Annotated in this window: 23 protein-coding genes and 2 pseudogenes; 6 read left to right on the forward strand and 19 right to left on the reverse strand. The window is 31.3% G+C overall.

The window, feature by feature from the left end:
• Positions 1 to 95: 95 nt before the first annotated feature.
• The 5 genes from cntM to SAMSHR1132_RS12190 form a co-directional block, all read right to left on the reverse strand.
• The gene (gene cntM, locus SAMSHR1132_RS12170) at positions 96 to 1,400 is read right to left on the reverse strand and encodes a staphylopine dehydrogenase CntM (RefSeq protein WP_000040571.1); all 1,305 of its coding nucleotides are present in this window, start codon (positions 1,398 to 1,400) and stop codon (positions 96 to 98) included.
• Positions 1,393 to 2,211, reverse strand: a complete 819-nt coding sequence (gene cntL, locus SAMSHR1132_RS12175) for a D-histidine (S)-2-aminobutanoyltransferase CntL (protein WP_001058787.1) — start codon at positions 2,209 to 2,211, stop codon at positions 1,393 to 1,395. Before cntL ends, cntM begins: the two co-directional genes overlap by 8 nt.
• Before the next feature lie 10 nt (positions 2,212 to 2,221).
• Positions 2,222 to 3,043, reverse strand: a complete 822-nt coding sequence (gene cntK / locus SAMSHR1132_RS12180; RefSeq protein ID WP_001081677.1) for a histidine racemase CntK — start codon at positions 3,041 to 3,043, stop codon at positions 2,222 to 2,224.
• A 675-nt stretch (positions 3,044 to 3,718) separates the two neighbouring features.
• Positions 3,719 to 4,486 carry an MBL fold metallo-hydrolase gene (locus tag SAMSHR1132_RS12185; protein ID WP_001026127.1) on the reverse strand — a complete coding sequence of 256 codons (768 nt, stop codon included), beginning with the start codon at positions 4,484 to 4,486 and terminating at the stop codon, positions 3,719 to 3,721.
• A 232-nt stretch (positions 4,487 to 4,718) separates the two neighbouring features.
• Complete coding sequence (locus tag SAMSHR1132_RS12190; RefSeq protein WP_000824959.1) at positions 4,719 to 5,537, reverse strand: SDR family oxidoreductase; 819 nt, start codon at positions 5,535 to 5,537, stop codon at positions 4,719 to 4,721.
• A 234-nt stretch (positions 5,538 to 5,771) separates the two neighbouring features.
• Here SAMSHR1132_RS12190 and SAMSHR1132_RS12195 point away from each other — a divergent pair, with 234 nt between their 5' ends.
• Positions 5,772 to 7,310 carry an AbgT family transporter gene (locus tag SAMSHR1132_RS12195; RefSeq protein ID WP_000200968.1) on the forward strand — a complete coding sequence of 513 codons (1,539 nt, stop codon included), beginning with the start codon at positions 5,772 to 5,774 and terminating at the stop codon, positions 7,308 to 7,310.
• Positions 7,311 to 7,385: 75 nt separating this feature from the next.
• On the opposite strand, the gene SAMSHR1132_RS12200 is transcribed toward SAMSHR1132_RS12195, so the two are convergent.
• From SAMSHR1132_RS12200 to SAMSHR1132_RS12210, 3 genes are all read right to left on the reverse strand, one after another.
• Positions 7,386 to 7,808 (reverse strand): carboxymuconolactone decarboxylase family protein, encoded by a 423-nt coding sequence (locus SAMSHR1132_RS12200; RefSeq protein ID WP_001146760.1) that lies wholly within the window; start codon positions 7,806 to 7,808, stop codon positions 7,386 to 7,388.
• 446 nt (positions 7,809 to 8,254) lie between these two features.
• A complete protein-coding gene (locus SAMSHR1132_RS12205) occupies positions 8,255 to 8,668 on the reverse strand; it encodes a DUF1433 domain-containing protein (RefSeq protein ID WP_001034763.1) in 414 nt (137 codons plus the stop codon).
• Positions 8,669 to 8,916: 248 nt separating this feature from the next.
• Entirely contained in the window at positions 8,917 to 9,612 is a 696-nt protein-coding gene (locus tag SAMSHR1132_RS12210) for an SDR family oxidoreductase (RefSeq protein ID WP_000217463.1), read from the reverse strand.
• Between the two features lie 297 nt (positions 9,613 to 9,909).
• On the opposite strand from SAMSHR1132_RS12210, the gene SAMSHR1132_RS12215 reads away from it, so the two are divergent.
• A complete protein-coding gene (locus SAMSHR1132_RS12215) occupies positions 9,910 to 10,191 on the forward strand; it encodes a single-stranded DNA-binding protein (RefSeq protein WP_000120222.1) in 282 nt (93 codons plus the stop codon).
• A pseudogene (locus tag SAMSHR1132_RS12220) lies at positions 10,127 to 10,313 on the forward strand (hypothetical protein). The gene SAMSHR1132_RS12215 and the pseudogene SAMSHR1132_RS12220 overlap by 65 nt, the downstream one beginning before the upstream one ends.
• A gap of 138 nt (positions 10,314 to 10,451) precedes the next feature.
• On the opposite strand, the gene SAMSHR1132_RS12225 reads toward SAMSHR1132_RS12220, so the two are convergent.
• The 9 genes from SAMSHR1132_RS12225 to SAMSHR1132_RS12265 form a co-directional block, all read right to left on the reverse strand.
• Positions 10,452 to 10,643, reverse strand: coding sequence for a hypothetical protein (locus SAMSHR1132_RS12225; RefSeq protein WP_001224379.1), 192 nt, complete (start codon positions 10,641 to 10,643; stop codon positions 10,452 to 10,454).
• A 353-nt stretch (positions 10,644 to 10,996) separates the two neighbouring features.
• Positions 10,997 to 11,290 (reverse strand): hypothetical protein, encoded by a 294-nt coding sequence (locus SAMSHR1132_RS12230; protein ID WP_000270268.1) that lies wholly within the window; start codon positions 11,288 to 11,290, stop codon positions 10,997 to 10,999.
• 2 nt (positions 11,291 to 11,292) lie between these two features.
• Entirely contained in the window at positions 11,293 to 11,619 is a 327-nt protein-coding gene (locus tag SAMSHR1132_RS12235) for a hypothetical protein (protein ID WP_000494026.1), read from the reverse strand.
• Positions 11,619 to 12,974, reverse strand: a complete 1,356-nt coding sequence (locus tag SAMSHR1132_RS12240; protein WP_000083861.1) for an alpha/beta hydrolase family protein — start codon at positions 12,972 to 12,974, stop codon at positions 11,619 to 11,621. The genes SAMSHR1132_RS12235 and SAMSHR1132_RS12240 overlap by 1 nt, the downstream gene beginning before the upstream one ends.
• Positions 12,961 to 13,755, reverse strand: coding sequence for a tandem-type lipoprotein (locus SAMSHR1132_RS12245; RefSeq protein WP_014373904.1), 795 nt, complete (start codon positions 13,753 to 13,755; stop codon positions 12,961 to 12,963). The genes SAMSHR1132_RS12240 and SAMSHR1132_RS12245 overlap by 14 nt, the downstream gene beginning before the upstream one ends.
• A gap of 244 nt (positions 13,756 to 13,999) precedes the next feature.
• Positions 14,000 to 14,773: a tandem-type lipoprotein gene (locus SAMSHR1132_RS12250; RefSeq protein ID WP_000581884.1), complete on the reverse strand. Its 774-nt coding sequence runs from the start codon at positions 14,771 to 14,773 to the stop codon at positions 14,000 to 14,002.
• 111 nt (positions 14,774 to 14,884) lie between these two features.
• Entirely contained in the window at positions 14,885 to 15,643 is a 759-nt protein-coding gene (locus SAMSHR1132_RS12255; protein WP_072324236.1) for a tandem-type lipoprotein, read from the reverse strand.
• 308 nt (positions 15,644 to 15,951) lie between these two features.
• Complete coding sequence (locus tag SAMSHR1132_RS12260; protein ID WP_000088726.1) at positions 15,952 to 18,813, reverse strand: DEAD/DEAH box helicase; 2,862 nt, start codon at positions 18,811 to 18,813, stop codon at positions 15,952 to 15,954.
• 1 nt (position 18,814) lies between these two features.
• Positions 18,815 to 19,207 (reverse strand): (deoxy)nucleoside triphosphate pyrophosphohydrolase, encoded by a 393-nt coding sequence (locus SAMSHR1132_RS12265; RefSeq protein ID WP_000755945.1) that lies wholly within the window; start codon positions 19,205 to 19,207, stop codon positions 18,815 to 18,817.
• A 116-nt stretch (positions 19,208 to 19,323) separates the two neighbouring features.
• On the opposite strand from SAMSHR1132_RS12265, the pseudogene SAMSHR1132_RS12270 reads away from it, so the two are divergent.
• The 3 genes and pseudogenes from SAMSHR1132_RS12270 (at position 19,324) to SAMSHR1132_RS12280 (ending at position 22,103) form a co-directional block, all read left to right on the forward strand.
• Positions 19,324 to 21,134: pseudogene (locus tag SAMSHR1132_RS12270) on the forward strand (phospho-sugar mutase).
• 281 nt (positions 21,135 to 21,415) lie between these two features.
• Positions 21,416 to 21,691, forward strand: a complete 276-nt coding sequence (locus SAMSHR1132_RS12275) for a hypothetical protein (RefSeq protein ID WP_000678760.1) — start codon at positions 21,416 to 21,418, stop codon at positions 21,689 to 21,691.
• Positions 21,692 to 21,809: 118 nt separating this feature from the next.
• On the forward strand, positions 21,810 to 22,103 hold the full coding sequence (locus tag SAMSHR1132_RS12280; protein ID WP_001102138.1) for a hypothetical protein: 294 nt from the start codon (positions 21,810 to 21,812) through the stop codon (positions 22,101 to 22,103).
• 106 nt (positions 22,104 to 22,209) lie between these two features.
• Here SAMSHR1132_RS12280 and SAMSHR1132_RS12285 read toward each other — a convergent pair whose 3' ends face one another.
• Together SAMSHR1132_RS12285 and SAMSHR1132_RS12290 are read right to left on the reverse strand one after the other, a co-directional pair.
• Positions 22,210 to 22,443 (reverse strand): hypothetical protein, encoded by a 234-nt coding sequence (locus SAMSHR1132_RS12285; protein ID WP_096001329.1) that lies wholly within the window; start codon positions 22,441 to 22,443, stop codon positions 22,210 to 22,212.
• The gene (locus tag SAMSHR1132_RS12290) at positions 22,424 to 23,617 is read right to left on the reverse strand and encodes an MFS transporter (protein WP_000966088.1); all 1,194 of its coding nucleotides are present in this window, start codon (positions 23,615 to 23,617) and stop codon (positions 22,424 to 22,426) included. Before SAMSHR1132_RS12290 ends, SAMSHR1132_RS12285 begins: the two co-directional genes overlap by 20 nt.
• Between the last annotated feature and the right edge of the window lie 96 nt (positions 23,618 to 23,713).

The raw sequence follows: 23,713 nt of genomic DNA on the forward strand, positions 1-23,713 counted from the left end.
AATCGTAATGATTATTTTTCTCAATTATTTGCTTATTTTTATGTAAATGTCAAACATAATTCAATAATTTTTTTCTTTTATAAAACTTCAAACCCTTAGTATGAAAGCGTTCTATTGATTTCCAAAAATTTTGTGACGAGCGCCTTATCCTCTTCAAATAAGTTTGTATTAAATTGCGAAGATAACTGTTGATCTTGATTCATATCTTTGTACGCCTGACAACTCGCTTCATAACGTGTTAGGAACTGATCAATCATTGGCGTTTTGATACCTAGCATTTTCCCAATATGCTGAATCATCGCTGTTCTGTAGTAGTCTTCACTTGGCATTCTTGGAATTTGAACAACATCCTGTTCATTTTTATAGACTTGCTTAAATGGTACCGCTGAAAAATCAAAGTAACGTCCGTGTTCGTCTGGTTGTGAAAATGGATCGATGAGAATTGCGGTATATCTTACATAAAGCAGATACTCTTGTAAAATATCTGGCAAGATTTCAAAATGTTCAATATCACCTTCATCCAACGTTTCAGGGCGTACTGGATAATTCTCTTTCACCATAAATTGAAGCAGGTTGACTGACGGCACTCTAAAGGCTTGTAAAATAGCCATCATTTCTTTCCACATTAAACGCATTTCACGGATTAGTGTCATCGTTATCGGTCCTTCAGGGAATAACTTGTACACATAAACAGGTACATTTGTTCCTTCAAAAATGGCTTTCAATGAAAGGTCATTCATAAATAATGGTGGATGCACATACAGTGAACTGTTACGCGTTTCAGCATGCAGTGGCGATTCAACGACTTCTAATTGAATATTCAATTGTTCAGCTAAAGCAGAGATTCGTTGACACATTGTTGAGTTTGAATGTGTAGATCCCATGTACAATTTCTTTTTCACACCAGTTGTCAAAACGTGGTTTGGCACTTCTTTATCAAGAATACGCGTATCGCCAAGATATGTTGAAAAAGAAATGACTTCGATATCTTTATTAAATTTAGACATAAATTGTTCTACAATCATCTGCGAACCAAATGTCGGTGATATTAAAATGACATGTTTCACACTTTGCAAAGTTTCTAACGACAATTGTTGTAAAGTGTCATAGTATGCATCTGCTGTACATGCCATTACAATTGTTTCGTATTCACCTTTAACATTTAATACATCTTTATATAATCGATTTATATCGAATTCACCTTCAAGGTGTTGATGTGCCTTGTTTTGTACTTTAACTTCAAATTGCTTTTCTTTTTTATACGCTTGATATAATCGTTTTGATTTTTCTGATGTAGAGGCACGCCCAACCATATCAATTGCATAATCTGATTTTAAATAGCAAATGTTTGCTAATTGAATGGCTACCGGACCAGTGCCTATCATTAATAATTTAGACATCCGTAATACCTACCTTTATAGCTGCTTTTTTATAAAGTGCTATATCAAAAATTTGCTGTGGTCTCATATGTTTATTTACACATTGCCACTTATCTTCTGCTGTTTCTTGTGACGGGTAATTAAATAATGCTTTGATGCCATCACCAAAGCGCATTGCAACTACAACATTTTCATTTGTTAAATCATACAACTCCTCTAAAATGCTATATTTTAATGGAATTGTAGAACTGAAAATAATATGCGTCACATCTTTAATATCTTTAAGTTCAGATACCTTTTGATCCGTAATTGTAATATCTTCATTTGGTGCTAAGACGTTAACGATTCTGCGTCCTAGGTCAACGGCTTGTGGATCAATATCAATACCGATAACTGAAGCACCTGTTTCTTTAGCTACTTGAATTAACGTCATTGGATATGCACCTGAACCAACTAACAATAATTTGTCATTGCTAGCTATACTGCATTGTCCAAACTCTTCATCAATACAATGTTCTATATTGTCAAAATAACCTGTGGTAGACGCCTGTCCGTCTAATAGACGTCTAGCTCTAATTATCTCGACTTGTTTTACACATTGAGCTGTAATGTGTTGAAGTGATTCTAACAATCGCGTTTTCTCTTCAACGTCATTCCAAGCATTATATTGTTGTTCATAAATGGGATTTAAAATAAATTCACTATAGTCATCCATCAATGTTTCTAATGCTTCGATGTATTGATCGTCTTGCAATACACGCTCGTAATGTGCTTCAAATTTTTCTAAATATTGTTGTAATATCAATCTTATTTCTTTATTAAAGTTATTCATTGTAGGCTCCTTATTCTATATATGCTTTACCTGTTGCTACAGTTGTAACCTGTCCTTTAATTGAAGTTTGATATCCCAATTGATGACATCGTTTTGATGTCACTAAAATACTGCCCCCTGGCTGATGTACTGTAAAATCTATGCATGCATCATTACGTTGATAATTATTAAAAACCCCAATTGATGCTGTACCAGAACCACAGCTATTTTCCCAAATTAAACTTTGGATTTCTGGTATATAAATTAATGGTTGTAAAAATTGACGTTGTTCATCAAAAAGCATTATACCTACTGTTTTATATTTGTCATTCCATTGTTGTTCACGTACAAATGTTTCAACTAAATGTTGAATTTCTACGGTCACTTGGTTAACTGGAATCACATAATGCACATATGTTTCATAAATAATTTCTATTGCTTTCCATGAATGATTGCCCATGTTAATTGTTGTTGGCACAACACGATGGGCCTGTGGCATTTCAACTTCATAGTATTGATGATCATGAATAGCACATTGAACTAAACTTGAACATCCAGATACTTTTACTTTAAAATATTGATCTTTGAGTAAATGACTTTCTTGTAAATGATGTATATATGACATCGTTGCATTGCCACAAAACTCATTGCCACTCATTACTAAGTGAAAATTATTACCATCATCATTGAATGTTGATTCTATAAAGCCTACCTGTTCACAACATACATGTGTTGCGGCCATTAACTGATTGGCGATTGATGCATATTCACTAGCATCATGTTTTGAATGAACAAGTATCGTCATATTCCCCGAAGGATTATACTTAGAAAATTCTATAACCTGCCGATTCATACGACACTCCTTTAGATGTAATTTTAGAGCCTCTTATGCAGTTGGTGCGAAGCAAGCAACTGTATTCCTCTAAGTCTGTAATTTTAATTACTAGAAGATGAACCTAATAGCTTTTTATCTATTAGGTAAGTCATGCTAATTCGCAAAAGCGAAAAGCATGGCTTTATATGCAGTTGTTGCGAATGCAAACAACTGTATTCCTCTGGTGCTTTTATTAAAAATAATTGAAAAAGAACCTAATAGTTTCCCATCTATTAGGCAAGTCATACTCATTCGCAGAACGAAAAGTATGACTTAGTGTTCGGTTGTTGCGTTAGCATGCAACCGCAAACTTATTTAAAAGTGCTTCATGTGGCTCTATAAGTAAATGCAATTGTCCGTTTAACCACACCTACTTAAATGCGTATACTGTTTTCCCCTCAACTAAAACTTCAAAAAAGTTGCAGAAAACAAATCGTAACAATTACGATTTGATTATATACTATATTAGTTGAGAATCATTGTCAATAAAGGTTGTACATGTATTTTCATATTTCTAAATACGTTTATTCCTCAAACATCGCTTATTCAACACTTCCGAGACATTTTGAAAATTTTTACCAATAAAAAAGACTAGCTCCAACGTACAATACGTTAAAACTAGCCTTAATCCATAAGATTTAAATTATCAACAATTTATTTTTCAAACGTTAATAAGTCTCCATCGTTTGGAGCGACTACTCTATTAGTTAATTCATGTGATTCTAAAAATGCATGTAAGTCTTTACGAGATAAATGCCAATGATTGACTGCTTCCATATGCACAACAACAATTTGCGCAAGTGGCAATGTATTAGCAACTTTTAACACATCATGTTCATCCATAACTAATGGACCACCTTCAAAGAATTGATTTGCACCACCATTAAGAACAACAACATCTGGTTGATACGTTTTTAATGCTTTTTCAACACCTTCAAACCAAACTGTATCTGCTGCTAGGTATAGTGTTGGCTCTTCAGAATGTTTTAAAATCATGCCGTGAACATGTCCTGTCATATTTAATATTTCTCCATGACCATGTTGAGCATCAGTTTTAATCAACTCAATTTCTCCAATGTGTGTCACATCATTAAATACAGAAACGTTTGTAAACCCATAACTCTCTACTTCACTAGCATCTTCTTCATTTTGTGCGTAAATTTTAATATCTTTCGGCAATACTTCAATTGCTTTCGGATCAAAATGATCAATATGCAAATGCGTTAAAATCACTAAATCAATGTCATTTATAATGTCTTCAATTGACATAGGTAGTTCTACAAGCGGATTTTTTTGATCTTGTCTCGGTGAATTTGGAAAAGGGTCAAATGAACCTTTATCACTTAACATTGGATCAAGTAAAATATATTTCCCCCCATATTCAATAACAGCCGTTGCATTTCTTATATGTCTAATATTCATGATATATCCCCCTACATTTATTATCTTGTATTGTGACAGAACAAGTATAATTAAGCTATTTTTTTGACTATGATTTATTTCATAAAGCGCATCATCGTTTATACTAATATAGATTTCACATTAAAAATTAAATAGTTTCATTAATCGTTTTTACAGCATTATGAAATGCGGAAATCATATATAAAAGCGCACCTTTATTTTTCATTAAATAAAGAATTCACCTCAATCATTTTCACTCTATTGAACGTTTCCATTCACTGTCACTTAACATCTCACCTGGCCACGTGTATGCCATCACACCACCATCAATTCGAATCGTCTCTCCCGTTATAAACGAACTATCGTCAGATGCTAAGAAGACTACTAATTTAGCAACTTCTTCCGGTTTTCCTAAACGTCCAAGTGGAGTCATCCATTTTTGGTTTTCTCTGAAAGTTTTACCCGCTTCATCTTCACTTGTACCAGTCAATTTATCTACTAACGGTGTTTCGATAGTTCCAGGTGCAATTGCATTAGCTCGAATACCATCTCGTCCATATTCTATTGCAATTGATTTTGTGAAATTAATCACTGCGCCTTTCGCAGCATTATATCCTGACCGATACAAGTCTGCCGCTTGTCCTGAAAATGAAGATGTATTAACAATAGAGCCACCGTGAGTCATCATTAAAGGTAATACCATTTTCGTCATTAAAAATGTGCCACGCATATCTACATTCATAATCTTGTCATACACATCTAAAGGGTACTCATGAATTCTACCTGCCGCATTATCTACACCTGCGTTATTAAATAGTACATCAATCTGTCCAAATTGTTCTTTTACTTTAGATACAAAGTCTACCACTTGTTGTTCATCTGAAATATCCACATTATACGCCTTCGCATTGTCACCATTAATTTTAATTTTTTCGACAGTCTCTGATACCACTTCTGCTATGTCTACTGCCAATACATACGCACCTTCTTGAGCTAAAGCGATTGCTGAAGCTTGTCCAATACCTGTACTTGCTCCTGTTACAACTACAACTTTATTTTCCAAACGTTTCATCCCTAGTACGCCTCACTTTCAAATCATTAACTACAATCATTACTTTCCACATCTGCCCATCATATAAACTTAAAAACCATAAAGATAGTCGGTATCCCAACTTAAACCAACAATCCATAATTTTTCATATTATAAAAATTTCTATTTTCAACTACATTATTTTCAGAAAATTGTTACTTTTAAAAGTGTTTTTTGTTACAATTTAAATATTTAACAAAGGGGGAGGAATAATAGATGACATCTAAAGATCGACAAAAAGGTTCTATCGTCAATGGTTTCTTAAATAGCGTTGAAAAAATTGGCAATAAGCTACCAGATCCAAGTGTATTATTCTTTTTAATGTGTGTTGGCTTAGCTATTTTGACATGGGTAATCTCACTCTTCAATGTATCTGTTAAGCATCCAGGTACACATCAAACAATTCATGTCAAAAATATTTTAAGTCATGATGGTTTCACAATGATTATGAATGACGCCATAAAAAATTTCTCGGAGTTTCCAGCATTAGGTTTAGTGCTTGCTGTTATGATTGGTATTGGCGTCGCAGAGAAAACAGGATACTTCGATAAATTAATGATTTCTGTTGTGAATCGCGCACCACGATTCTTAATTTTACCAACTATTATTTTGATTGGAATTTTAGGTAGTACGGCTGGTGATGCTGCAACAATTATTTTACCGCCACTTGCAGCCATGCTTTTCATTAAGATTGGCTATCACCCTATCGCGGGATTGACGATGGCTTATGCTTCCGCTGTTGGTGGATTTGCCGCAAATATTGTTGTTGGTATGCAAGATGCTTTAGTGTATTCATTTACAGAACCAGCAACACGCATCGTTTCAGATACAATTAAAACAAACGTTGCAATGAACTGGTATTTTATCGCAGCGAGTGTTGTTATATTATTACCAACTATATTATTAGTAACAACTAAGCTCATTATTCCGAGACTAGGAAAATATGATGACAGTTTAATGCATGATGACCATGAAGAAACGTCTTCACATATTACTGACAAAGAAGCACATGCTTTAAAATGGGCAAATATTAGTTTCATAGTAACAATTATTTTATTAATTATTGCTGCTATTCCTGAACATAGTTTTTTAAGAAATGCTAAAACGGGTAGCTTACTAGACAATGCGCCTTTAATTAATGGCGTCGGATTAATTATTCTGGTCGTATTTTTAATCCCTGGCTTAGTTTATGGTATTTTAAGTAAAGAAATCCAAAGCACGAAAGATTTAGGGAAGATGTTTGGAGAAGCTGTAGGGTCAATGGGTACTTTTATCGTTATCGTTTTCTTCGCAGCACAATTACTCGCATTTTTAAAATGGAGTAATCTAGGAATTATCGCTGCCGTTAAAGGCGCTAAATTGTTAGAACATCAAAATGGTATTGTGCTAATTTTAGGCATAATCATTTTAAGTGCAACCGTAAACTTATTAATTGGTAGTGCATCTGCGAAATGGGGGATTTTAGGCCCCATTTTCGTGCCAATGCTCATTATTATTGGGTTCCATCCAGCCTTTACACAAGCCATTTACCGTGTAGGCGATTCAATTACCAACCCAATTACACCGATGATGCCGTACTTACCTTTATTATTAACTTATGCACAAAAATACGATAAACGCATGAAACTCGGAGCCTTACTTTCTAGTTTAATGCCGTATTCAATCGCGCTAAGTATTGTGTGGACAATATTTGTCATCATTTGGTTCTTATTAGGTATCCCTGTTGGACCAGGTGGACCGATATTCGTTAAATAGCAGTATTTTTAAGCCACTAAACGAGGATTCTAATCGTTCAGTGGCTTTCATAATATAAATATTTAAGACATAAAACTATAAATTTTCACTAATAATGTTCAATCGATTCCAACTATTGATTTGATTTACCACGAATACTAAATCTGTAATTTGCTCTTCATCATAAAATGTTTTTAGTCTTTCGATAATATCGAATTTTTTAAAATCTTTAATCGCATTTAATTTTTCAGCAAATTCTAAGGTCACTTTTTCTTCCTGTGAAAATAAATCTAGATGATTATAACTCATCACTTCATCGATTTTCATTTGCGTTACACCTAAATCTTTCAGTTCTTTCTTATGAAGATCAACACAATAGTTACAGCCATTAATTTTCGAAATCAGTAACTTAATCAAAGCACTTAGTTCATCATTCACTGGTGATTGATGAATAAATGTCTCACCTTGATTCATCACAGACATTAACTCTCCATTTTGTTTCTTGTAATTATACGGCATTTGCTATCTCTCCTTTACATTGTTTAATACCAATCCAGTGATACTGTACTTCGAACAATATTGGATAGAATTTGAAATTCTGTATAACACCTTGTCAATCTATGCTTTAGTTAAAACATTTAGCGCTTATATTTAAAAAATATATAAAATATGAAAACAGATTGAAAGGATATTATACCTTGCTCTACCCTTTTTTATAAAAGATCACACACATTTGAGCAAATTTGACAATGTCAATAAATCACGTCATCGCCATTGTTATTCGGTATATAATGTTTTAATAATGGCCAAACTATTATTTCATTTACATTAATGGGGTTCGGTTGTGTTAATGTAAATTAAAACCGGGGAAGCATTGGTGATGATGTAGTGATTTTTATTAATTGCGAAACACCTTCGATAGCAATGACATAGATTATTGGAAGATTAATCAAAAAAAGAAGACCCTAGTGGCCTTCTTTTTTATCTAATTCTTCTTTGATTTCGTCAGGTGTTTTTGTTTTTATTTTAATTATTTCCGATAAATTTTTGCTTAGTATTATATCACCTACAAATTGAAAGTTATTTTCAGGCGATGCATAAGCAACAAAATCATCTTCTTTATTTTCATTGATGTATCCTTCAATCACAGCGCTACCCATAGGACTTGTTTCCAATTTTGTGAAATGCACAGATTTAATCGTGTTCGGTTCTTTAGTATTATGCTTGAGATAAAGTGTAATGCGCTCCTGCTGTTCTTTGTAGTAAATTTCTTTTTGCTTTTCTTTTTCGTCATATTTCACTTTTAAATAAATCACTGTAGCAACTATACATATACATAATATGACACCAATAATTATAAAAACATGTTTTTTGTTCATTAAAGTAACTCCTAAAATGTGGTGGAAAATGAAATTTTTTTTAATCTATAATTATGAACATTATAGATTAAAAATCATAACACTAATATCGTCGCCTTCACTCACTTGATTGTTAAAATCACCAGTTACTGAGAATTGTGCAAGGAATAATTGCCTATCATGCCCTTATATCATTATTGCCTTACTAACATTAACAAAATCGATATCTGTTACATTAAACACCTATCCCCCACGTCTCAAACACCTTTTTATACAGGACGCACTGTAATTTCATTCACATTAACATGACTCGGTTGTGTTAATGCATACAATACTGCTTCTGCAATATCTTGTGGATCAAGCTTTTTACGATCACTTGGATTATATGCGGCAGTTATTGCTGTATCTACCATTCCTGGTGAAATGCTTGTTACTTTAACGCCTGTCTTTGCCAACTCTTTTTCTAATCCTTGAGTAATAGTATGTACTGCTGCTTTCGTCGCACTATAAATCGTACTGCTTTTCGTTACTTCAAAGCCAGAAATAGATGCAATGTTAATAAGATGGCCACTTGATTGTTCTAACATAGTTGGTAATGCCGCCTGTGCCGTGTATAAAGTACCTTTGATATTCACATCAATCATACTATCCCACTCATCTACTTGATAATCAGTAATCTTAGACGATAACATTTGTCCCGCACTATTGATGACAATATCTAATCTGCCAAATGTTTCTTGTGCAATTTTAATCAATTCATCGACTTCTTCTTTATTCGTTACATCTGTTGGAACTACTTTAACGTTATCTTGTGACAATTGATTCGCTAAGTTTTGCAATTTTTCTTTATTTCTACCTGCTAAGACAACTTTCGCCCCTTCTTCATGTAGTAATGTAGCGATTGCTTCTCCAATACCACTACCTGCACCTGTAACTACTGCTACTTTATCTGTTAATACTGTCATAATGATCGACTCCTTTGATTCTTTTTTATTTTCTAGGGTAAATCATAAATACATATTACTATTTATACTTTTAAAAAGCGTATCACAATTCATATAGCGGTCATAATAACTCGCTTCATTTTCATGGATAAATTAATTTTCAAGTCATTTGTAATCTACAAATAATCGTTGCTTATATTTTTTATTTTTAAAAATGTTGGAAATTTGTCACTTCTTTATTGTAAAAACGTTATATTAGTACTAAAGTTAATAATGTGATTTATCATTCGATTGAATGATTAGAGGGAGGAATAAACCGTGTCATATCATGAACGTGTTTTAGCATTAAGAGCAGAAAGTAAAAGAACTGCATTTGATTTTAGATTTGAGGATTTATTTAGCAAAGAAGAATGGCTAAGTATGTCGCTTGCAGAAAGACAAAAAACCGAAAAAGCATTTCGACACGAAGTTAAAAATATGGATGATGTAAGAATGCCCTTCTCAAGTGTCCATGACGCCCAAGTAAAATTATATAATGTTGTATATTCTTATAACGGCATTAAACGTAATTTTAAACAAGTTGAAAACGAAGGATTCTAATATCATTTCGTTTATATATCAAGGACATGATACAGTTTTATATGTAAATCTTGTAGGTAATCGTTCTAAAAATCAATATAAACATGACTAAAGCCACATCCAATATAGGACGTGGCTTTTAGTATCGTTCCAGATTTGTGGGGAGTTAGGGTTTACTTAATTAAAGGGGTCTGCCCTCAATTGCTCACCAACGAGGGCAAGTTACATCAATCACACTTCAATTGCCGCCGACTAGGGGTAGTAATCATTGGCAATAAGAACTAGTTAGTGACTAACGATTTACGTTCCATAGCAAAGTGATACAAACGCTCAGCATCAATGTAAGGCATAGAATCAATAGTTAGGTAACCATCTTTAATGTCACCAATTAATCCTTGATTTACACCAGTGTTCACGTAAATATCATAGCTACTTACGTCTGAGAAAATAAGCGCTTCAATCTCTTTTCTCATAATCATCACTCCAATGTTTATATAGTATTTATATAAACTCTCTCGTCTCTCTCTATTTATTAACTTCTTACAAGTCTAATATTACATGAATTTCCAAATAAATAAAGTGATTTGTGATGTTTTTCACAAATTTATCACTATTTTGGAAAATTAAGAAATATTTAATTATATAAAAGTTTAATAAGTAAGAAAATATGATAAAATGTAGGTGTTCTTTAGACATTAAAAGCTTCTAACATGATACGGAATTTGAGGTTCCAATATCACATTAGAAGCTTTTTTGTTGTGGTGATTATATTAATAATGGCATGAATGAACGCATGCTGTCTTAGCTTCAGGAATCATATAAGATATTAAATTTCAGTTCTTTGAATGTTTTTTAATTTCTTACTAATATCATCCAGTTCATTCTTCGCCCTTTTAACCCAATCCCCTTGAGCTACATTATCAAATTCGCCTTTAAATTTTTTGAAATGACTACTCATTTGATTTATTAAAAGCTCTTCATCATTTTTCAATTTATTCTTATGGTCATGGTGAATTCTGTTATGCTCGGGTGCAATAACTTCAGTAATCTGTCTCATTTGCAAAACAGCATTAATACTCGGCCCGCTTGGTAACCTTTCAACAACTGAGTCATACCACATCTTTACTCTCTACCTCCCATTTTTTCAATTTCTTTTAAATATTCTCTTTTAAGTTCATCTTTAGAACGTTCTATTTTCATCTCTTCATTTTTAATTCGCTGGGTCATTTCATCATTAAACTCGTTTATAATATGCGTCATTTTAACGTTTGATTCTTGACTATAATCCATTTTGTTTTTCAGATATAAAAAGCAATCGTATGAATATTCACAATCCAACTTTATCTGATGCTTAATTTCCTGAAGTTGCTCTAATTTATCGTTCAATTTTCTTCTTTCTTCATCATATGCAGTTTCCAAATCACTTATTTTCTTATATCCAGTAAACATTATATTACACCAGCTATCTGACTCGCTAATAATTGGTCATTACCTACAATTGCATTTACACTATCTTTAATTTTAGAGACATAATTGTGACAATCACTATTTATATCATTCAATTCTTTTAACTTTTGTTCGATTTTGATTTCAGGATCAGTCTCAAACTTACTTTCATAAGCATCACCATTCCTTAATGCTGTTAGCACTCCGTCATGCGAAAGTTTTGTTCCTATTTTATTTCCAGCTTCTTGGGAGTTCTTCCAATTCTCTTGAAATTTGTCCTTCATATTATCGTACATCTTCTCCAGTTGGTCACTTTCCTCTTTAACTAATTGACTTAATCCCTCTGCTATTATTAATGCTGAAACAGATTCCAACAATTTTTGTTGAGACGAGGATAATGCTCCACCATTTGCTTGCAGCCAATTCACTCTAAGTTCTTCTACTTTCCCTAATTTTGATTTAGTAATGTCTTTTACAGATTTAAACGACTTATTATTTGCGTCTTCGTATCCTTTGACTTTTCTTAATTCTGCTAAAATTTTAGCTTGTGCATATTTCTTTAAAAAGGCTCCCATATCATGGCCTTCACCATTTTTCAAAACTATTTTCTCACCAGCTGTATCATACATAAACTGACTAACAAAACCATCTAACTCATCTTTATCAGAAACAAACCTTACTATATGTCCATTATAGTTTTTCAACATTTCCTTAATTTCTATGTCGCCAATCGCACTGTACGTCATATTATTCAGAGCGATTATACGAAAATCTTTAATTGATAATGGAGCAGGATTATATACAACAATATTTTTGATATCGTTACTAACGCCTAAAATAACTGCATCCCTACCGCCAAGTGAGTGCCCAGTTATTGTGTCAATTTCATATTCTTTTTTGATATCTTTAATAAAGTCTTGCGTATCTTTAAAATGTGGATCTTTATCCGTTACAGCACCTAGACCAATGTTGGCGTCTGCTCCGAAATCTTTCAACATTTCCTTCATATCTTTCTCGTCTTGATTGGAGTGATTAAATGGATGTTCCAAAACATTTCCCATAGCTTCAAGATGTACATTTGTACCTGTCATACCTAAAGTCACTTTGCCAGTGTCTTTATTTTTGAACGCAGTCGTTGTTGTACCAGTGTTTGGATCAGTAAAGCTATCAACGTATTCTAAATTTTTAGGGAATTTATTATCTCTTTTTAAATTATTAATTTGTTTTTTTATTTTTCCGGTTTTCAAGCCATTATTATTTGCATTCTCTATTTCATAGCTCACTTTAGATATCGAACTTGTTTCTTCAGAGTTACTTGTTATATTACCAGGTTTTATTTGATATTCAGTTTGACTCATAACTTGTACCCTCACTTGGAGTATATTGTACAGAATCTGTAAAATAAATGTTTTCTTCTTTATTTTCTACAAAGGTAAACTCTAGATTTTTTGATCCTACTGATGAACCTTTTAAATCACCATCACCTTTCAACAATAGTTTCGGAGCTTTGTTGGTTGGAATATTATATCTTTTTCGAAGTTGCTTCACATTGTAGTCATCGTTACTTAATTGATACTTTGCCGAATAACTAGGTACATTTGGATTGTACGAGATGTCACCATCTTTATAATCATTAATATCTTTAAAATTGCCATATTGTACAAAAAACTTAAAGTTTTCAATTTCATTTTTTAACTTCTCGTCCTTTATGGATTTCGTTGGAATAATACGATTATGTTCCATTTTTACGGAATATCTTTTTTCATCATCCTTTGGTCTTCCTTTATTATCATATGTTGTTTCACTTATAAAATAATATCCCTTTGTCGTTCTAGTATTACGATTTATATAGAGTACCATTCCCCTAGATTCCATATTTTTCCCTTTTGGTTCAATAACCATTTCAGAATTTACAATCCAAGTGCCTTTATCTCCCTTTTCAAACTCTTGATCTCGAAAACCTTCTTTATCATAAAAGTCTTCAAGATTTTTGGTTGGATACAAGCTCAACGTTTTGTTGAAGTTTTCTTTAATTTGTTTATCTTTACTATTTTCTTCTTTTTTCATTCCGCAACCCCCTATAAAAACAAATAGTATTATCAAACATAGACACAATTTCAACTTTTTTGAATGAATCATCTTTTCTCCACCTTATATTTTTAATACTGACTCAATCTTTAATTTACGCAACTAAAACGAAAAAAATGTTTTGAACAAATGAATTTGATTATAAATATTTTGTATTTCAAATATTCTTATAAGAATTATAAAACAATTAAATCAAAAGATAAAGCTTGTATGATTTACAATTAATTCCAGGAATTATCTTTATTACCTTTTACCTAGTACTTTATAAGATTTTCATTTCAAACTTATATCATCCCTATTCAGTAGGTTTGAAATTAATACTATCCGTAAAATAGATGTTTTCTTCTTTATTTTCTACAAAAGTAAATTCTAGATTTTTTGATCCTACTGATGATCCTTTTAAATCACCATCACCTTTCAATAATAGTTTCGGAGCTTTGTTGGTTGGAATATTATATCTTTTTCGAAGTTGCTTCACATTGTAGTCATCATTACTTAATTGATACTTTGCTGAATAACTTGGCACATTCGGATTATATGAAATGTCACCATCTTTATAATCATTAATATCTTTAAAGTCACCGTATTGTACAAAGAATTTAAAGTTTTCGATTTCTTTTCTTAATTTATCATCAGCTATCGGTTTGGTTGGAATGATTCTATTATGTTCCATTTTTACCGGATACCTTTTTTCATCATCCTTTGGTCTGCCGTTACTGTCATCTGTCATTTCACTTATAAAATAATACCCATTTGTGGTTCTAGTATTGCGATTGATATAGAGCACCATTCCTCTCGTTTCCATATCCTTACCTTTTGGCTCGATTACCATTTCAGAATTAACTATCCAAGTACCTTTATCACCCTTTTTAAATTCTTGATCTCGAAAGCCTTCTTTATCGTAAAAATCATCGAGATTTTTGGTTGGATATAATTTTAATGTTTGATTAAATGTGTCTTTAATTTGGGCGTTTCGACCATTTGTTTTTGTCATAATGACATAACCACCAATCAATATAATGAGTAATACCAAACATATACCGAGCGTTAATTTCTTTGAATGAATCATCATTTCTCCACCTTATATTTTTATTACTGACTCAGTTTTTAATATTTACAACTAAAACGAAAAATTGTTTTGTGCAATTTATGAAATATTCATTCCAAACTTCTATTAACCCTATTCAGTAGGTTTGAAATTAATACTATCCGTAAAATAGATGTTTTCTTTTTTGTTTTCTACAAAGGTAAATTCTAGATCTTTTGATCCTACAGACGAACCTTTTAAATCGCCATCGCCTTTTAACAATAGTTTCGGGGCTTTGTTGCTTGGAATATTATATCTTTTTCTGAGCTGTTGGACATTATAATCGTCATTTCTCAATTGATATTTTGCCGAATAACTTGGCACATTTGGATTATATGAAATGTCACCATCTTTATAATCATTAATATCTTTAAAGTTGCCATATTGTACAAAAAACTTAAAGTCTTCAATTTCTTTTCTTAACTTCTCATCTTGTATTGGTTTCATTGGAATGATTCTATTTTTTTCCATTTTCACCGGATATTTTTTGTCTTTACTGTCTGTATATCCTTTACTATCCTCGGTTATTTTTCTAACAACAAAATTACCTTTCGTTGTTCTAGTATTACGATTTATATAGAGTACCATTCCTCTAGATTCCATATTCTTACCATTTGTCTCAATAATCATTTTAGAGTGAATTATCCAAGTGCCTTTATCTCCTTTTTCAAACTCTTGATCTCTAAAGCCTTCTTTATCATAAAAGTCTTCAAGGTTTTTGGTTGGATACAAACTCAAGGTTTTATTGAAAGTTTCTTTAATTTGTTTCTCCTCTTTCATACCACACGCGCTAATAAAAACAGCTAATAATACTAAATACAGCCAAAGTCTCAACTTTCTTGAGTGAATCATCATTTCACATCCCCATTATTTATTTTTGATGCAAAATTAAGTTCAAATTCCAATATTAATATTACTAGAGGGAATTTTATGATTGAAACATCGTAGATTTTAATTGTAAGTTGTATTTTTTCACACATCAACATCACAAATTATTTAAAAAGCGCAAATATCTTTATAATTTTTATTGGCCTAACCAACTAATTAATTAAGATAAATTGCGCTTATATTTAAAATAATAACACTGAAACTTCAATGTCTTTACTTATTAAAATTGATGTTTAAATACATCTTTACTAACATTCATTTTTCGGTTTACATTAATTTGTTAGATAGCGATATATATCATCTCTTACAGCTTTATCGAGTGCTAAATCCATCGTTACTACGTTTGAACCATTCGGCATTTTATCTTGCTTCTCTGAACCTTCTATATATCCAGCAGTTCCTAAATAATAAAAATATATACCATCATCATCTTTTTTCTGTACAAAAATATACATTTTAATTCCTTTTGCTCTATGGGACAAAATTTTCTGAACTTCTTTTGTTTTTAGCGTTCTATTAGATTTAGTAAACCATTTTAATTCATCTTGACTTAAAAATTCATCTTCATATTTTGTGCTATCACTTATATCCTCATGCTTATCATAAATGATAAATATTGGCATTTCTTGGCTTTTTATCATGTATCCCATGATTACAGACGAACCATTTTTATTCCAATTAAATATTTTGCTAAAATCTTCTCTTGAATATTTATTATATAAAATCAGTCCATTTTTACCTTTTTGGTATTTTTCATTGTTATACTTTGATAATTCAATAAGATCTTCTAAAAATATTTTAAATGTTTGATTACTTAGAGCAATAGTAAATGCATCGCTTAGTCTTATCATTCTTTCATTACGTTCTATAATGGGACTTCCATAGATTTTTTCAATTCCTGCGTTGTAAAATGAGAAATCTAAAATTCTTAATGAAGTTTCTATATCATCTTCTGTTATATCCTTAACTTCGTTCAACATTTTATTTTTTAATTCATCATATGTTAATTCATTTTTTAAAAGTTCTTCTAAAACTAAACTATCGATTCTTTTCAATCCAGGTGCTATTTGCCTTGAAAAGAAAACCAGATTTTTAGATTCATTTTCTGTCAATAAAGCATCTATTTTTTTATACCATACTAAAAACTCGTAATAATTACTAAATTTAGAAAATATAACGCTTGGATCTATAGAATGTTGTTGTATAAAATCCATTAGTAACGGCATGTGTCCCAATCTATTTTCAACTTCTTCATAAGCTTTTAATAATAATTTATTTTGATTCAATGATACTGCATCCAATGAATTGTAAATCTGTTTTTTAGCAACTTCTTCAAAATTAATTGTAGATACTCCATTAATCGAATCGTTATTCGTTAAAAACTTCTTATAATTATCTTTATTTTGCGATTGATCTCCAGAAAGCGCAATCGGAATTAAATAATTGGTCTTATAATTACCAATAAAATCAATTACAGTAACATACTCTTTATTTGCACTTTTTCTTAACCCTCTACCAAGTTGCTGAATGAATATAATACTAGACTCAGTTGGTCTCAGCATTACAACTTGATTGACTTCTGGAATATCAATACCTTCGTTAAATAGATCTACAGTTATAATATAGTTAATCTTACCTTCTCTTAATTTTTCTATTACAATTTGGCGATAATTAACACTATCGTCTCCTGTTAAAGCGACACTTTTAATCCCTTTTGAACTTAGTTTATCCGCTAAATCATAAGCTTCTTTTTTGCTACTTACAAAAATTAATCCTTGTAAAATTTCACCTGAATATCCATAGTAATCTGTCTTTTGAATAATATAATCAACTCTTTCATCAGAAGTTAAATATCTCAGTTTAGTTACATCATCTTCTTTAATACCTTGATGTACATAATCAGTCACACCAAAATAATGAAATGGACATAAAATATCACTTTCTAATGCTGCTTGTAACCTTATTTCATAAGCAATATTATAATCAAACATTTCAAATATACTTAATTCATCTGATCTTTCTGGTGTTGCAGTCATTCCCAGCATGAACTTAGGCTTGAAGTAATTAAATACTCGTTGATAAGTAGATGCAGCAGAACGATGTGCTTCATCAAAAACAATATAATCAAATTCTTTTTCATCAAATTGCTTAAAATTATCATCTCTAGATAATGTTTGAATGGTTGCAAATAAATATTTGGCATCGACATCTCTATGTTTTCCTGTCAATAATCCAAAATCACTATCATTTTTTATTGGTAATACTTTTTTAAATTCTTCCTTAGCTCTATTTAAAATCCCCTCATTATGAACAATAAATAAAAATTTATTAGGGTTTACTTCTCTAACATCTAATGCACATAAAATCGTTTTACCTGTACCAGTTGCAGATATTATTAACGCCTTATCTTTGGCTTTATCCCTAATAGCTTTTAATGACCTTAATGCTTCTCCTTGCATTAAATTCGGTACAATTTCCACTGATTTTTTTACCTTATCAGCTAGCAGCATTTGAGTTTGTTCAACCTCCGCCAATTTTTCTAAGGAGCGGTACTCAAATGATTCTTTATATGAATTAACCCATTGCTGAGTCAGTGGGGTACTCTTTTGCCATAACAATTCAAATTCATTTTTTACACTATCAACTAGATCGCCATTTTTCATAGTAGACAGTAAAACATTATGCTCATAATTAACCTTTAACGCATTAGATGTTAAATTAGAGCTTCCTATTACCATAGAACTATAATCCTTATGTTCAAAAATATATCCTTTGGCATGGAATCCAGCAATATCAGTTAATCTTACCTCTACATTTTTTAATTTAAGTAATTCTCCATACATTTTAGGACTATTAAATCCTAAGTAATTAGATGTTAATATTTTCCCTTTAACACCCTTATTGCTTAAATCTAATAGTTGAGCCTTTAAGCTGGCTAACCCGCTTTCTGTTATAAAAGCCACAGAAAAATAGAACGTTTCACATTTTTGAAGTTCATCTATAATTGTTGAAAGAACTTTTTCATTTTTATTATTTACTAAAAGCTTCGGTGTATAATTCCCTTTATGAGAAAAATTTTTGTCTATAAACCCTTTATGTAAAGATTGGTTGAAATCATTTAGTAATCTACTCATATTATCCCTCAGTCATAATTTTATTAACGGCTGGTATATCCGCTGGGGCCCAATTTAATTTATCAAGTTCGTTTATTGACAACCATTCAATACTCTTATGTTCAGTTAGAGTTGGTAACTCCTTGTTCAAATTACATTTGTATGTTGTTAACTTAACAATGCCAAAATCATATTCATGTTCTGTAGTTATAACTTTGTCACCAACAATTAGATCACATTTCATTTCTTCTCTAATTTCTCTAATCAAAGCCTCTTTTTCAGTTTCATTCTTTTCAATCTTACCGCCAGGAAATTCCCACATTAAAGGCAGACTCATTTCTTCACTTCTCTGTGCACAAAGTATTTTGTTATCAGAAAAAATAATAGCTCCTACTACATTGATTACTTTTTTCATAAGACTCACCCTTCAAATTAAAATCATCTTAATTGTTATTCTATCAAAAATTACAAAACTATATATAAAGCAATATTAAAAATTAATATTTTACATTCACATGCACAATCTACTCCATGCATTTTCATACATATCTATTATATAATACTTGTGAAAAGTATTGTCTTGGGGCTGTGTTTTTTACTTTTGGGGCGTATTTCTTTATAATTCATTACATAAATGTAAGGGCTTTATTTTTCATGTTTTATTAAGTCTAACTGAGATTTTGAAAGGATGTTTAGCAACAATGGATAAAGAATTATGGATAGAAAGAGCTAATGATAGTTTAGTTAAACATTTTTATGAGCAGCAATCTGATATTGAACAGCGAGAAGGTTTTGAAAGTAAATTAACGTTTGGTACTGCGGGTATACGCGGAAAATTCGGTCTTGGTGAAGGTCGACTTAATAAGTTTACTATTGAAAAATTGGCATTAGGTTTAGCGCGTTATTTAAATGCCCAAACAAACAATCCAACAATAGTCATTCATTATGATATTAGACATCTTTCAACTGAATTCGCCCAAATTATTTCTAATGTACTAGCAAACTATCAAATAACAGTTTATTTACCTGATACATATAAAACGACACCGGAATTATCGTTCGCGGTGCGCAATCTTAATACTACTGCTGGCATTATGATTACAGCAAGTCATAATCCGAAAGACTATAACGGTATTAAAGTATATGGTTCTGATGGTGCACAACTATCGACTGATGCATCTGAACTTGTAAGTCGCTATATTGAAGACGTTGGTGATCCATTACAGATTGATATATCTTTTTCAAAACAAAATTCATCATACATCAAACCATTACCTAAATCTGTAACAGAAAATTACATTAAACATGTTCAAAATATGATTGGTTATATTCCTAAATCTGATTTACAAGTTGTGTTCACTAGTTTACATGGTACGAGTGTTCCAATTGTACCTGAGTTATTAAAGTCATTGAATTTCAACCAATTTGATCTTGTTGAAGCACAATGTAAACCTGATCCAAATTTTAGCTCAGTTCAAAGTGCTAATCCTGAAGACCATCGCGCTTTTGATCAAGCAGTCGAACTTGCAAATAAAAAAGATGCTGATTTATTAATATGTACTGATCCTGATGCAGATCGCCTTGGCATTGCTGAGCGTGATGCCCATGGTCAAATTACATATTTTAATGGTAACCAAATTGGTGCGCTGTTACTTAATTATCGTATTCAACAAACGTCTCAATTACGTCATCGTTTGATGATTCAATCAATTGTAAGTAGTGAGTTAACAAAGTCATTAGCACGCTATAATAATGTTGAATACAAAGAAGTGCTGACGGGCTTTAAATTTATTGCTCAGGAAATAAGGCAGCTCGATGATTATCAAAATATGATTTTCGCATTTGAAGAGAGTTATGGTTTTCTATCGGAGCCTTTTGTACGTGATAAAGATGCCGTGCAAATTGTGCCACTCATTATAAAATATGCTTCTGAGTTAAAATTATATGGCAAAACATTGAAAGATGAATTAGAACTGATATATCAAACGGTTGGCAGACATGAAGACACTTTATTCTCACATACCCTAGAAGGATTAGAAGGTAAGAAAAAAATTGAATCGATTATGACACATTTCCGTTCAAATCCACCGCAAGAGATTCAAGGACTGAAAGTGAAAGCAATTGAAGATTATTTAACTAGTGAGGTTTATCATTTGGATGATGATATAACATCGCAGATTAATTCTCCTAAATCAAATGTTATTCGTGTCTTATTTGACGAAGGATTTATCGCTTTACGTCCTTCTGGTACTGAACCTAAAATAAAATTATATGTATCATTAAAATGTCCTAATTTTGATGATGTTGCTCAAAAAATAAACGCTATGATATTTAACCAATAAAAAATTTTTTGGGGACGAAATATTACATTTCGCCTTATAGTAATCAGCCCTTTCGAAACTTGAATCCTTATGGTTCCGCTTTTTGAAGGGGCTGATTTGTAATAAAATTTCAAAAGTATATTAGAAAATTAATTTTCATGTATTTTTCATTTTAAGCGGTAATAATATAATAATTAATACCGCGACCTATTTAATTGTTTTCGCGATGAAAAAGGTTTAGAATTACAAAAATAACTATTTTAAATTTAGTTACAAATATATTTTAGAAAGGATGTGAAATAATGAAAGGCTCTAAACAAATACTTTTGATTATGGGCATTATTTCTTTAATTGTCTTATTTATCTTCACTTTATTTATTATGGCGCAACTAGCCAAACATTACGAACATAAATCCGATAGTTCCGATGCGCATACTTTTAACTCATCAATCATTGTTAAACACGATACAATGTCGAAATTGTCACAAAATATAAGTGCTCCAATTCAAAATATTACTTCTAGTCATGACATTCATTCCGTTCATTTCATGGCAAATAATCAAAACTTTCTTTTATAAACCCATTCCTTTAACTAATCATTTATAAAACGTACTGTTTTTTACAGCCATACATATATTAATTAGAAAATCCATTGATAAAAGACAGTACATTACTATCTATCTGGAAGGTGCAACTATGAACGTTAACATCGTATTTACAATAGTATTCTGTATTAGTATGGTTATATTTGGTATTTATGTTGCTTTTACTAAAAATTTCACTTTAATTTCTTTTATAAATCAAACGACCATTGCAGATAAACACAAACCTGAAATCGCATATATATTTGCATTATGCATCAGTTTGAGTGCAATCTTTTTAATGCTTACAGTCCTAAGTTTTGAATATGATTGTATTGCATTGGCATTCGTATTTTTAACGATAGCATTATTCTATGTTTGCTTTTATAAAATCACAAAATATCCATAAATTTTTATATTAAAGGGTGAGTGTTTTTTTCGGTATGCAGTCAGATGTCAATTAATCGCCAAAAAAATACAACCTTGTACGGATACAAAGTTGCATTAATATAGAATCATTTATGCTTTTTAATATCACAAAATAAATTGATTAAACTAGCTAAAATAGTCAAAATTGAAATCAAGATTACATAAATATCATGACCTCTAGATATTAGTATACATAATATAATTAGCGACCCTATTATAATTGCTAAATTATAAGCCAAACTAATTTTATATTTCATTTCAATTCCCACCTTAATAGCATTTATTAAAATTCTATAATGTTTACATAGACTTCTTAACAAACTTTAACCCAGCTAAGATAAGCATTGAAATAATTGCACCACCTGATATAAATATATTACTTAAGCTTAGTAATGGTATAATTAAACTTATCAGTCCTAAAGACAATGTATCCGCTGCATAATTCGATGTAGATGAGATACTAAATACTTTCCCCATCAAATGATTTGGCGTCTTTATTTGAATGGCAACTGATCTTGTTAGTCCCTCTATAGATTGTCCAAGTCCCACTAATGTTGCACCTATATATAATATCGCCACACTTGGAAACACATTAATAATCGATAAGCCAATTCCCCAAACTAAAACACCAATACTAAATTTAAAGATTAATCGTTTTTCTGGCAGCAAACCCATAATCAATGACATTAGTAAAGACGCAATACCTAAACATGATGTAGCTAGTCCATATACACCAACGCCCTCTTTTAATATATTGGAAATAAACAATGGTAATGCAACACGCCAAAGACCTGTATTAATCAATATGCAGGCAAATTGAATGATAATGATAAATGGAATTTCTTTAGATTGTTTCAAGAATTCCCAAGTTTCAGAAAAATCTTCTTTTGAGTGTCTATCAATCATGTTGTTATTTGTATATTTTAAAAGTGCATTAAAAATAAATCCTAAAAATAGCAATATACTGCAAATAAAAAAGATGCCAACATTACCAACTAGTATTACAATGACACCAATTAAAGCAGGTAAAATAATATTTGAGCCTCTTTGCAAACTATCGATTAACGCATTACTTGTTGCTAAATGCTCCTCATCAACAATTTCAGGAAGAATTGCCCTAAACGCAGGATCCGTATAGCAGTTAATAATGGTAATAACTGTAGATATGGTTAGAAGCGTCAGATAATTTAAATTTGACGTTATTGCTAGTATAGGAATAATTATAATAATCAAACTTAGTATAAGATCAGATAGATAAAGTATTTTCTTTTTATTGTGTTTATCAGAAAATGAACCACCGAAAATACCAAATATAATAAATGGAAGTGTTTGACTCATAACCATCATTGATAATTTCAAAGATGCTTGGTTTGTCAATTCAACAGTAAACCAAATTATTTGCAACGAAAACAGCACAAAGCAACTCCGACGTAAGAAATTACCAATCAATAAATATGTAAAGTTTCTATTTTTCAAAACTTCTAAGTACAACATATTTATCACCTCTCATAAAAATAGTTGAATGCATCCACCAGCCTTTTTAGACCTTCTTCTAAACTCTCTTTATCCAAAGCACAATTAATTCTAATA

The organism is Staphylococcus argenteus, assembly GCF_000236925.1.
Taxonomy (GTDB): domain Bacteria; phylum Bacillota; class Bacilli; order Staphylococcales; family Staphylococcaceae; genus Staphylococcus; species Staphylococcus argenteus.